Source organism: Proteiniphilum sp., assembly GCF_040307845.1.
Lineage (GTDB): Bacteria > Bacteroidota > Bacteroidia > Bacteroidales > Dysgonomonadaceae > Proteiniphilum.
Genome location: NZ_JAWRIS010000061.1, coordinates 225,079 through 236,453, shown reverse-complemented (window position 1 = coordinate 236,453; position 11,375 = coordinate 225,079). Strand labels below are relative to the sequence as shown.

The window sequence follows — 11,375 nt, the reverse complement described above, 5'->3', positions numbered from 1 at the left end:
CAATAAAAAAGGATGACTCCTTTGGAGAGCCATCCGCTTATATAATCTGTTTTCTGCTTATGATCAGAATCTATATCCTACAGTGAGGTAAGCATTCTGATTTTTGGCATCCGCACCACTGATATCGGAGATATTTGTCAACCCCATATCCCAACCGAGATCCAGCAAAAGCGGACCGAATTCGGCACCTACGCCAAGACCTAAACCGGCATCAAAACGTTTGAAAGCGCCATCCTGGAAAAAATCATCACTGACTTCAGCAGAGGAACCGCTTGCTTTAACCTTTACTTTTCCGCCTACACCCACTGCCATGTAAGGACCGGCATGGAAAACAAGACGGGTGCCGGGAGAGACATCGAGCTTATAAGCATAATGTACCGGAAGTTGCAGATACATGGGGTTCATCGTAAGCTTTCCGGATACCTCACCAAGATCCCCTTCGTATTTCGCACCTTTCGTCGTGAAAAACAATCCTGTTTGGATGGCATGGTTGAACATAAATTCATAATCGGCAGCCAATCCTATGTTGAAACCGACCTTTGCATCCGCATCGTCAAGATCACCACTAAAGTTTGACAAGTTTATACCTCCTTTTACGCCAAGGTATAGCTGTTGTGCACTTACTGACGTTACAGCAACAAGCATTGCCACGATCAGCGAGAATGTAATTTTCTTCATAATTTCACTTTTTTAGTTAAAAATTTAATTAGTTAGTTCGTTATTGGAAGATCATGTCTTCGTTTGCATTCAGACTACATCTTTCAAAAATGGTTTAAATACTACAGCATAAAACATCCGACAGCCCCAAATTGTTTGATCATATATGTACCAAATGTAAAAATTATAGGAGAGAACACTCTACAACAATTCTTTTTCATATTTATTCATTATTTTTGCTATCCAATCACCAAAATATGATAAATTACATCTGATCATACATAACTCAACTCAAAAGGAGGTGTTGAGAAGATTTCATTGGCAACTTCCCTGATCTCCCGCGCTGTGATCGGGTCGATTTTGGGGAAGAGATCGTTCAACGGCGTATAGCGGTCGAAATGCAGAAAGGCCTTTCCCATCGCCAACGCACTGTTTTCATGATTCTCCGCAGCAATTCCCATCTGTCCCTTCCATTGCCGTTTGGCCCGCATGAGTTGTGTGGGAGTCAGTTCGGTCTGCAGGATCTTCTCTATCTCTTTGTTGACCAGTCGCAGGCACTTTTCTTTGTACTTAGGGTCGCAGGCAAAATACACAGTGAACAAACCTGTATCGGAATAGAGGGTAACGTTTGATTCCACATGGTAGACCAATCCGTGCTTTTCCCTGAGCGACACATTGAGCCGGCTGTTCAGGCTCTCTCCACCCAATATATGATTGATCATATACAATACATACTTGTCGGGATGATGCATATTGAAAGTCCTCCAACCCGTTACCACATGCGACTGGGAAGTGTCTTTCCGGATCTCTTGCCTTGCAGGAACAAGGATACCTGGAGATGTACGCTGTTTTGGGGGGAATGCTCCGTTGGACGGATTAGACGCGGATGAAAAATATTTTTCCGTCAAACGTACCACCTTTGAAAAGGGAGTTTTTCCAAAAGAGAAAAAAACCATCTTATCCGGGCGGTATTGCCTCTCCGTAAAACGTTTTATATTTCCGGTACTGAATGATTGCAGCGTCTCCGGATTGCCCAGTATATAGTGCCCCAAATCATGTCCGGCAAATACCATATTTTCAAAATCATCATAGATTAATTCCGAGGGAGAATCGTCGTATGACAGAATCTCATCGATGATCACTTCCCGTTCCTTCTCTATCTGCCGCAAAGGAAATTGGGAATGAAAAACAATATCGCCCAACAATTCCACCGCCCGGGATAAATATTCACCCGGGAAGGCAGCATAAATAAATGTCTCTTCCTTTGCCGTGTATGCGTTGAGCTCTCCTCCCACATCCTCCATCCGGTTGACAATATGGTGTGCCCTGCGCTTTTGCGTGCCCTTGAAGAGCATGTGCTCCACAAAATGGGCCATACCGTGCTCACCGGGAAATTCATCCCTGGTTCCGGTATTCACTGCAATGCCGCAATAAGATATGTCGGATGGGAAAGAACGATGGATAACACGTAAACCGTTCAATAAAGTGTGTGTCTGTACCATTATTTATAATCCTCTCCCCTCTCAATTCACCCGTGATACAGGGTAAGTTCCTTCATAAAATCCCACAATATTCTGCGTCATCTCAACCGACATGTTGATACGGTCCTCTATTGTCTTGGTCGCGGCATGAGGTGCAAGCACCACATTATCAAGCTCCAGCAATTCCGGAAGGATATGCGGTTCATTCTCGAACACATCCAGTCCGGCAGCCCAAATCCTGTTTTCTTTCAACGCTTTTGCCAGTGCTCTTTCGTCCACCATACTGCCACGCGCAGTATTGATAAACACAGTAGTGGGTTTCATCATATTGAGTTGCTCTTCACCTATCATGTGGTGCGTTTGAGAAGTATAAGGTGCATTCAGCGAAATATAATCAGCCGTTTTCAGCAGTTCCTCGAATGATACATACCGGGCCTTGTATGGTTGCTCGATAATTTCATCCAAACGGTGGCGATTATGATAGATGATTTCCATGCCCGATGCTACCGCACGCCGTGCCAATGATTGCCCGATACGCCCCATCCCGATGATACCCAATATTTTTCCATGCACCTGCATCCCGCTCTCGGCATACACTCCCCAGCTTACCCCTTCAGGAGTGCGCAATTTCCGGTCATAATAACCGATACGGCGTCCGGCAGCCAATAAAAGCGCAAAAGCAAACTCGGCCGTCGGCTCACGCGTACTATTGGGGATATTGGTGACCACAATGCCTTTTTGGGTAGCATAATCCACATCGATATTGTTAAACCCCACACCCCAGTTAGAGATCAACTCCAGTTTCACCGCCCTGTCCATGATCTCCTTATCGGTATAGAAACTGAAATTAGGCACAAGCACCTCATAATCAGAGATTATACCCAGAACTTCTTCTTTGCTGAAATACGATTTATCAACAGGCAGGGTAACATCATATTTCCCTTCCAGCGCTTTCAGCCCTTCCGATTTTAGCCGATATGCTATTAATACTTTTTTCATATCTTCAGAATAAAGAGTAAAGAGTAAAGACTGTTAGAACCAAGAACCAAGACTTTAATAATGTGCGAATTAGTCAATATACCAATTAAATTGCAAGAAAATTAAAATATTAATCATATTGGCATGTTGGCATACTATTCGCATTGGCATATTGGCACATTAAAACAAAAAAACGAGCCTTCCGACCCGTTTTCCGCTCTTCCTCTTGGACTTGAACCAAGGACCCTCTGATTAACAGTCAGATGCTCTAACCAACTGAGCTAAGGAAGAATATATTTACTTCAAAAATCCACTTTCTCGCTCTTCCTCTTGGACTTGAACCAAGGACCCTCTGATTAACAGTCAGATGCTCTAACCAACTGAGCTAAGGAAGAATTTTTCTTTGCTGAAAAGCGATGCAAAAGTAGTATAATTTTCCGAATAAACCAATAACTCCTAAAAAAAATTATGTTACCCCGGATAGAAACCGGATGATGCTATTTTAACAGGCTCATCACCCGTTCCATTACCTCTGCACTTTCATCGGACAAGTTGATCCAGGTCGTTTCTTTGTCCTTTTTGAACCAGGTAAGCTGCTTGCGGGCGTAATTACGGGAATGCTGCTTGATCTTTCCTATGGCAAATTCAAGTGTACATTTCCCGTCGAAATAATCAAAAAGTTCTTTATACCCTACCGTGTTGAGTGAATTCAGATGACGTTGCGGATAGAAACCTCTTGCCTCCCCGACCAGGCCATCCTCGATCATTTGATCGACACGGCAATTGATGTGGTCGTATAATTCCTCTCGGTCACGGGTAAAACCGACTTTCACAATCCGGAACGGCCGTTCTTTTCTGGGATTAGTGCGAAGAGACGAATAAGGCTTCCCGGCCATCAGACATATCTCCAAGGCATGGATCACCCGTTTGGGATTTTTCAAATCCACCTCATTATAAAAAACAGGATCAAGTATCTTCAACTGCTGCCGTATGGGATCGAGCCCCTCTTTCCGGTAAAGTTCCTGCAATTCCCCCCGAAGTGTTTCATCAATAGTAGGGATATCGTCAATCCCTTTGCAGACAGCATCAATATACAGCATGGAACCACCCGCCATCACCACCACCGGATATTGCTCATACAATTCCCGAAGCAAGGAAAGGGCATCTTGTTCATATTCACTGGCACTATAATAATCTTCCGGGGAAAGTACCCCCACGAAATAGTGCGGCACTTGTTTCAATTGAGCGGAGGTGGGTGCTGCCGTGCCAATGGTCATTCCCCTGTAGATCTGACGCGAATCGGCCGATATAACGGGGCATCCCAATGCTCGGGCAATACGCAGGCTCCACTCGGTCTTTCCCACGCCTGTCGGGCCAAGTAGCACGAGAAGCTTGTTCATTTTCGGTTGTTATTCGGTTGTTATTCGGTTGTTATTCGGTTGTTATTCGGTTGTTATTCGGTTGTTATTCGGTTGTTATTCAAATTTACCTTGTAAATTTAGATATTTGCTGCGCTCGACATAGTAAACTCTGTGCTCGCTTATCGCAAATATTCAGTTGTATTTGAGCTACGTGCGAAGCACTAATAACAGCGAAGCGAATAACGCACGAAGTGCGAATAACGGCGAAGCCGAATAACAATGGAATTGGCGAAGCCGAATAACAATGGAATTGGCGAAGCCGAATTAGTACAGGTCGTTTGTGTCCGGTTCTGGCAGAGTGTCGTCCAATCCCTCGAACCCTTCCCTGTCCAACTCATCCAGTTCAAAACTTTCATCGCCATAAAAAGTTTCACCCGTGTCCAATGAAACAGTATCTGTTTTCAGATCTTCGATATTCACGATCTGCTCCGGTGCTTCTCCCATTGAAAGGGTACAGACCGGTTTTTTTAAGTTCTTTCCGGGAATAAGCTCCGACAACTCAATAAACAATGCGCGCTCATTAAAATAATCGAACACGAACATTAGTTTTTGTTTTTCATCTTCCAGATAATCGCCCAGGACGCACTCTTCCATTATATAAGAATCTTCATCTGAATAGGTATCCATTTCCACCAGAGTGATTTCTTGTTTCTTACGCCATTTATCGTCACAAAGGAAGAACGACGCCATTTCTTTATTACTGAACCTGGTGGCCTCAATGATGGCATTATAAAAATCCAGGAACGTGGCATCCGCATCAATTTTAATTTCTCTCTTGAAGTTATCTACTTCATCTGACAGGATTAGGAACTTGAATATCATTGTGATTCTTGTTTTATGCATTGTTTACATTTCAAAGGTAATAAAAAGTTTTAATTTTTCACATTGCAGTAATTATTTTTACCCGATAACACCACCGACAACACTACCGACAACGAATGAACCTATATTATGGATGAACCTAAAACATAAAGCAATTGTTTTATAAAGACCACTAATAGTAAAATGGAAGAATTAAAAAAAGATATGAAACCAAAATATATGCCTGTAGACCCCGGTTATTTTGAAATTTTTGAAAGGGAGATGGAAAAAGACGACGCGAGGGTGATTTATTTTGCTTTTGCCGGTGAGCCTAAGCTGGAAGAGTCACGTGGAAAAATCACGGGTGTTGAGGACCAGGGAAAAGAGGGCCATTTTCTGCGCTTTGAAAACAATGATCAGGTACGTCTCGACAGAATTGTCGTGATCAACGGAATACCGGGCCCGGCTTATGATGAATATGATTCATACGCCCTTGCGCCTCTTACTTGCCAGGCAGGTTATGATGATTGTTTTATGGAATAGAATTTATTATCTTTGCCTCCAAGTTTAGACTATTTCAACTGCGTTTATGGCTCTGAAACAACAACAGGAACTAAAACAAACACAACGTCTTTCACCTCTGCAAATGCAGGTGATAAAATTGGTGGAACTCAACTCCTTAGAGGTGGAAGACCGCATCAAACAGGAGTTAGAAGATAATCCCGCCCTGGAAGTCTCGGACCCAGACCCTGCCGACGAGGAGGTGAACAATGAAACCACGGAAGATATTTTATCGCAGGAAGAGATCATACTTGGCGACTACGCCTCAGAAGATGACATACCGGATTACCGGTTGAACGGAAGCGACCGGAAAAATGAGACCAACATTGTTGAAATCAGTTATTATGACGATCAATCATTGAGTGATGCCTTACAGGAACAGATCGGATTATTGCAACTGGATGATCACAGACAGTTGATTGCTGAATATATTATCGGTAATCTCGATGAGAATGGTTATCTGCAACGCGACCTGCAATCGATCTCCGACGACTTGTTGTTTCAGCAACAGCTGGAGGCATCTCCCCTGCAAGTGGAGGATGTGCTGTATGAAATCCAGGACCTGGAACCGGCCGGCGTGGGAGCCCGCAATCTGAAAGAATGCCTGCTGCTTCAATTGGAGAGATATGAATCCACTCCGGCGGTAGAACATGCCAAAGATATCCTTTCAAACTATTTCGAAGAATTTTCCCGAAAGCACTACGATAAGATCACCCGGCAGATGAATATCTCACAGGACGAACTACGTGAAGCCATCAGTGAGATTGTCTCCCTGAATCCAAAACCGGGAAATGCACTCGGAGGTACGATGCAAACAGTGATGAACAATATCACGCCCGATTTTATCGTGGATTCTTATAATGGAGAGGTCTCCATCCAACTCAACAACAACAATGTCCCGAACCTGCAGGTGAACCGCTCTTTCTCGGAGATGCTCAAGGGATACAACGAAAACAAGGAAAGCATGTCAAACGATGATAAACAAGCCATTCTCTTCATGAAACAGAAAGTAGACTCCGCCAAATGGTTCATCGATGCGGTGAAACAACGGCAGAATACCCTGCAACGCACTATGGAAGCGATTGTAAGCCTGCAATATGATTTTTTTCTGACGGAGGATGAAACCCAGCTCAAACCCATGATCCTGAAAGATGTGGCCGAAAGAACCGGATTCGACATATCAACCGTTTCCCGGGTAAGCAATAGCAAGTATGTACAAACCAATACCGGTATTTATCCGCTCAAATTCTTCTTCTCGGAAGCGATGCAAACCAATACCGGGGAAGATATCTCTTCGAGAGAGGTGAAATTGATTCTCAAAGAAAGCATCGACAATGAAAATCCCGTCAAACCGATCACGGACGACCAACTTACGAAGATACTCAACGAAAAGGGATATGTGATCGCTCGCCGTACTGTTGCAAAATATAGAGAACAATTGAATATTCCTGTGGCACGATTAAGAAAAAAAATATAACTTTGTCAATTCAAAACTGCTTATTACAGGATGAAGTCTATCGCACACCTAATCTCCACAATATTTCAACCCCTGCTGATGCCCATATACGCAGTGATGCTCCTGTTTGTATATACTTACTTTGGGACACACTATCTGCAGCAGTTCTGGTTGATAATTACTCCGGTAGCCCTCTTTTCATTTGCTATACCGGCTATCCTTATTTTCGTGCTCTTTAAGATGGGAATTATTTCCGACCTGTCACTGAAGATACGCAGCGAACGCATCTATCCTTATGTGATCACATTAATTTCCTATTCTGTAATGATCTTTTTCTATTACAGGATGCGTATGCCTACATGGTTTTTGATGGTCATGGTCTCCACAGTCGCCATCATGATGGTGGCTATCCTTATCACGTTGAAATGGAAAATCAGCGCGCACATGTTCGGTATTGGCGGTCTCATCGGGGGTGCCATGTCGGTAAGCTACTTCGTGGAGCATTCCAATCCCTATTTTATGTTTATGGGACTGTTTATCATCGCCGGACTGGTAGGTACATCGAGGCTTATACTCAAACGCCACACCCTTGCCCAGGTGATTGCAGGATTTTTATTGGGATTTTGCCTATCATTCGTTTTCGTATGGATAGGAGCACGTTACTGATTAGGTGGTTAGGTGCCTAAGTGGACAGGTGCCTAGGTGCCTAAGTGGATAGGTGCCTAAGTGCCTAAATGAGGTGCCTAAGTGCCTAAGTGGACAGGTGGACAGGTGCCTAAGTGGTTGAGTGGAAATCTGCGAGTAAGCGAAGACAACGTAAGTTTACTTAAATTTGCCGGGCGGTAGCAGATTGCGCAAAGCGAAAGGTGGTGAAGTATCTCGTGAACGAGTACAAAGAAAGGTAAACAGGTTTGTAACGTTCCGAGTGACGAAAAAAATGGCAGTAGTATACAAATAAATATTTTTAAAATTTGAATTATGATGAATTTTCCTGAAAATGTAAAGTACTCTTCCGATCATGAATGGGTAAGGGTAGAAGGCAACGAAGCATACGTCGGAATTACCGATTTTGCGCAAGGTGAATTGGGTGAAATTGTCTATGTGGATGTGACAACGGAAGGGGAAACTCTCGATTTGGGAGAAGTTTTTGGAAGTATTGAAGCCGTGAAGACCGTATCTGACCTGATGATGCCTGTCGGAGGTGAAGTATTGGAAGTGAACAGCAAGCTGGAAGACGCTCCGGAGCTGGTGAACAGCGATCCCTTCGGAGACGGGTGGATCATCAGGGTAGCCCTCCAAAATGCCGATGAACTGTCGGAGTTAATGTCAGCCACCGAATACAAAGAATTTATCGGAAAATGACTCCATTAGTAAGTATTATTATGGGCAGCACATCCGATCTGCCCGTAATGGAAAAAGCAGCCCAGTTCCTCAATGAAATGGAAATCCCTTTCGAAATGAATGCCCTTTCTGCGCACCGGACACCCGAAGAGGTGGAAAAATTTGCAAAGGGTGCTAAGGACAAAGGGATCAAGGTAATTATTGCGGCAGCCGGTATGGCAGCACATCTTCCGGGGGTAATTGCTTCGATGACTACCCTACCCGTCATTGGCGTGCCCATCAATTCATCTCTCGATGGAATGGACGCGCTACTCGCTATCGTACAAATGCCTCCCGGTATTCCGGTGGCAACCGTCGGAATCAATGGTGCGTTGAATGCAGCTATCCTGGCACTGCAAATGATCTCTACAGGCGATGAGTCGGCACAGAAAAAACTGGAAGATTATAAAGTTAGCCTGAAAAATAAGATCACCAAGGCGAACCAGGAGCTGGCTTCCGTTTCTTATAAATTCAAAACAAACTAATATGCCAATATGCCAATGCAGATAATATGTTTGAACGTTCGGTTAGCAAGTAATTGGTAATTGGTAATTAATCTATCAATAATAAGATGAGAAAGGTACTACTTATGTCCACTTCCCTATTTCTGCTGGCAGCCTGTAACAATGGCAACCAGTCAGACAAGCAGACACCGGCTGATGACGGTATCGATTATAGTACATTCGAATATAAAGTAGACCGGTTTGCAGATATCGAGATACTCCGTTATCCTGTCCCCGGTTTCAACAGCCTGTCGCTGCAACAGAAGGAACTGGTCTATTATTTATCGCAGGCCGCACTCGAAGGACGTGATATCCTCTGGGATCAACACAACCGGTATAACCTGACTATCCGTCGGGTTTGCGAAGGTGTTTACGAAAACTACATGGGCGACAAATCGTCCGACAACTGGAAACATTTCGAGACTTATCTGAAAAGGATATGGATGGCCAACGGCATACACCATCATTATTCGGAAGACAAGATCCTGCCCGAATTTCCACAGGAATATTTCGTTTCTATCGTAAAAGGAGTAGACCCGGGACGTATGCCTTTCCGCGACGGGATGGCTGCCGATGAAACACTCAATGAGATCCTTCCGGTGATGTTCGACCCCACTGTCATGCCCAAACGGATGAACCAATCGTCGGGTGTCGATATTGTGGCAACCTCGGCTGTGAACTTCTACGAAGGAGTGACACAGAAAGAGGTAGAGGATTTCTACAACGCAATGAAGGATCCGAATGACAATACACCGGTGTCCTACGGCCTGAACAGTAAAGTAGTAAAACAAGATGGCATTGTCACCGAACAGGTATGGAAACTGGGAGGCATGTACGATAAGGCTATCGAACGTATTATCGGATGGTTGGAAAAAGCGGCAGCAGTCGCCGAGAACGATCATCAGAAAGAGGTAATCAACACGCTGATTTCTTATTATCGCACGGGCGACCTGAAAACGTTCGACGACTACTCTGTGAAATGGGTAACTGATACCAGCTCACGTGTCGATTTCGTCAATGGGTTTATCGAAAACTATGCCGACCCGCTCGGCATGAAGGCTACATGGGAATCCATCGTGAACTTCAAGAGTGAAGAAGCGTCCGAGCGGACCAGGATCATCAGTGAAAACGCCCAGTGGTTCGAAGATAACTCTCCCGTCGACGATCGCTTCAGGAAAGAAGAAGTAAAAGGAATATCAGCCAAAGTAATCACGGCTGCCATGCTGGCAGGTGACTGCTACCCGGCCACCCCGATCGGCATCAACCTGCCCAATGCGGACTGGATCCGGCGCGACCATGGATCTAAATCGGTGACCATTGACAATATCACTTTTGCCTACGATAAAGCAGCCGAAGGAAACGGCTTCAACGAGGAATTTATGTGGAGTGACACAGAACGGGAACAAGCTAAAAAACAGGGCACACTAACCGATAACCTCCACACCGACCTGCATGAATGCCTCGGACATGGTTCGGGCAAACTACTTCCGGGAGTAGATGGAAATGCCCTCAAGGAACACGGTTCCACCCTGGAGGAAGCAAGAGCGGATCTTTTTGCCCTCTATTATCTGGCTGACCCTAAATTGGTGGAATTGGGACTCCTACCGGACAACGAAGCGTACAAAACCGAATACTATCACTACATTATGAATGGTGCCATGACACAACTCACCCGTATCCAGCCGGGTAAGGATATAGAAGAGGCACACATGCGCAACCGGGCATTGATCTCCAACTGGGTGATCGAGAAAGGGAAAGCGGATAATGTAGTGGAATTACAACAACGCGATAGCAAGACATACATAGTGATTAACGATTATGATAAACTGCGTACCCTCTTCGGTGAATTACTGGGAGAAGTGCAACGTATCAAATCCGAAGGCGATTACGGGGCAGGCAAGAACCTGGTGGAAAAATATGCCGTAAAAGTGAATGCCGGCCTGCATAAAGAAGTGTCGACACGCTACGAGGCACTGAATATCGCCCCCTATAAGGGATTTGTGAACCCTGTCTACAAACTCGTCACCGACAGCAAAGGCAAGGTGACGGATGTAACTATTTCTTACGACGAAAACTATGTGGACCAACAATTGCGTTATTCAAGGCAATACTCGGTATTGCCCCTGAAGAATTGACG

At 44.6% G+C, this 11,375-nt stretch carries 11 protein-coding genes and 2 tRNA genes; 6 read left to right on the top strand and 7 right to left on the bottom strand.

Annotation, left to right across the window (positions count from 1 at the left end; translation table 11 throughout):
• Positions 1 to 63: 63 nt before the first annotated feature.
• The 7 genes from ABV001_RS15615 to ABV001_RS15585 form a co-directional block, all read right to left on the bottom strand.
• Positions 64 to 678: a porin family protein gene (locus ABV001_RS15615; RefSeq protein ID WP_352423665.1), complete on the bottom strand. Its 615-nt coding sequence runs from the start codon at positions 676 to 678 to the stop codon at positions 64 to 66.
• A gap of 254 nt (positions 679 to 932) precedes the next feature.
• Positions 933 to 2,159 (bottom strand): M16 family metallopeptidase, encoded by a 1,227-nt coding sequence (locus ABV001_RS15610; protein WP_352423664.1) that lies wholly within the window; start codon positions 2,157 to 2,159, stop codon positions 933 to 935.
• A 21-nt stretch (positions 2,160 to 2,180) separates the two neighbouring features.
• The gene (locus ABV001_RS15605) at positions 2,181 to 3,137 is read right to left on the bottom strand and encodes an NAD(P)-dependent oxidoreductase (RefSeq protein ID WP_352423663.1); all 957 of its coding nucleotides are present in this window, start codon (positions 3,135 to 3,137) and stop codon (positions 2,181 to 2,183) included.
• Between the two features lie 196 nt (positions 3,138 to 3,333).
• A tRNA-Asn gene (locus ABV001_RS15600) sits at positions 3,334 to 3,407 on the bottom strand.
• A gap of 30 nt (positions 3,408 to 3,437) precedes the next feature.
• A tRNA-Asn gene (locus ABV001_RS15595) sits at positions 3,438 to 3,511 on the bottom strand.
• Positions 3,512 to 3,613: 102 nt separating this feature from the next.
• Positions 3,614 to 4,516 (bottom strand): tRNA (adenosine(37)-N6)-dimethylallyltransferase MiaA, encoded by a 903-nt coding sequence (miaA, locus tag ABV001_RS15590; RefSeq protein ID WP_352423662.1) that lies wholly within the window; start codon positions 4,514 to 4,516, stop codon positions 3,614 to 3,616.
• A 285-nt stretch (positions 4,517 to 4,801) separates the two neighbouring features.
• Positions 4,802 to 5,359 (bottom strand): IS1096 element passenger TnpR family protein, encoded by a 558-nt coding sequence (locus ABV001_RS15585; protein WP_352423661.1) that lies wholly within the window; start codon positions 5,357 to 5,359, stop codon positions 4,802 to 4,804.
• Positions 5,360 to 5,563: 204 nt separating this feature from the next.
• On the opposite strand from ABV001_RS15585, the gene ABV001_RS15580 reads away from it, so the two are divergent.
• From ABV001_RS15580 to ABV001_RS15555, 6 genes are all read left to right on the top strand, one after another.
• Entirely contained in the window at positions 5,564 to 5,881 is a 318-nt protein-coding gene (locus tag ABV001_RS15580) for a hypothetical protein (protein ID WP_352423660.1), read from the top strand.
• A 46-nt stretch (positions 5,882 to 5,927) separates the two neighbouring features.
• Positions 5,928 to 7,376 carry an RNA polymerase factor sigma-54 gene (gene rpoN / locus ABV001_RS15575; protein ID WP_352423659.1) on the top strand — a complete coding sequence of 483 codons (1,449 nt, stop codon included), beginning with the start codon at positions 5,928 to 5,930 and terminating at the stop codon, positions 7,374 to 7,376.
• Between the two features lie 78 nt (positions 7,377 to 7,454).
• On the top strand, positions 7,455 to 8,021 hold the full coding sequence (locus ABV001_RS15570; RefSeq protein WP_352423658.1) for a hypothetical protein: 567 nt from the start codon (positions 7,455 to 7,457) through the stop codon (positions 8,019 to 8,021).
• A gap of 315 nt (positions 8,022 to 8,336) precedes the next feature.
• Positions 8,337 to 8,717 carry a glycine cleavage system protein GcvH gene (gcvH, locus tag ABV001_RS15565; RefSeq protein WP_352423698.1) on the top strand — a complete coding sequence of 127 codons (381 nt, stop codon included), beginning with the start codon at positions 8,337 to 8,339 and terminating at the stop codon, positions 8,715 to 8,717.
• The gene (gene purE, locus ABV001_RS15560; RefSeq protein WP_352423657.1) at positions 8,714 to 9,220 is read left to right on the top strand and encodes a 5-(carboxyamino)imidazole ribonucleotide mutase; all 507 of its coding nucleotides are present in this window, start codon (positions 8,714 to 8,716) and stop codon (positions 9,218 to 9,220) included. The genes gcvH and purE overlap by 4 nt, the downstream gene beginning before the upstream one ends.
• A gap of 86 nt (positions 9,221 to 9,306) precedes the next feature.
• Positions 9,307 to 11,373 carry a dipeptidyl-peptidase 3 family protein gene (locus tag ABV001_RS15555; RefSeq protein WP_352423656.1) on the top strand — a complete coding sequence of 689 codons (2,067 nt, stop codon included), beginning with the start codon at positions 9,307 to 9,309 and terminating at the stop codon, positions 11,371 to 11,373.
• Positions 11,374 to 11,375 lie beyond the last annotated feature (2 nt).

Coding starts and splice junctions, on each gene's coding strand:
- ABV001_RS15615 (WP_352423665.1), bottom strand. CDS start 678: ATGAAGAAAATTACATTCTCGCTGATCGTGGCAATGCTTGTTGCTGTA.
- ABV001_RS15610 (WP_352423664.1), bottom strand. CDS start 2,159: ATGGTACAGACACACACTTTATTGAACGGTTTACGTGTTATCCATCGT.
- ABV001_RS15605 (WP_352423663.1), bottom strand. CDS start 3,137: ATGAAAAAAGTATTAATAGCATATCGGCTAAAATCGGAAGGGCTGAAA.
- miaA (WP_352423662.1), bottom strand. CDS start 4,516: ATGAACAAGCTTCTCGTGCTACTTGGCCCGACAGGCGTGGGAAAGACC.
- ABV001_RS15585 (WP_352423661.1), bottom strand. CDS start 5,359: ATGATATTCAAGTTCCTAATCCTGTCAGATGAAGTAGATAACTTCAAG.
- ABV001_RS15580 (WP_352423660.1), top strand. CDS start 5,564: ATGAAACCAAAATATATGCCTGTAGACCCCGGTTATTTTGAAATTTTT.
- rpoN (WP_352423659.1), top strand. CDS start 5,928: ATGGCTCTGAAACAACAACAGGAACTAAAACAAACACAACGTCTTTCA.
- ABV001_RS15570 (WP_352423658.1), top strand. CDS start 7,455: ATGCCCATATACGCAGTGATGCTCCTGTTTGTATATACTTACTTTGGG.
- gcvH (WP_352423698.1), top strand. CDS start 8,337: ATGAATTTTCCTGAAAATGTAAAGTACTCTTCCGATCATGAATGGGTA.
- purE (WP_352423657.1), top strand. CDS start 8,714: ATGACTCCATTAGTAAGTATTATTATGGGCAGCACATCCGATCTGCCC.
- ABV001_RS15555 (WP_352423656.1), top strand. CDS start 9,307: ATGAGAAAGGTACTACTTATGTCCACTTCCCTATTTCTGCTGGCAGCC.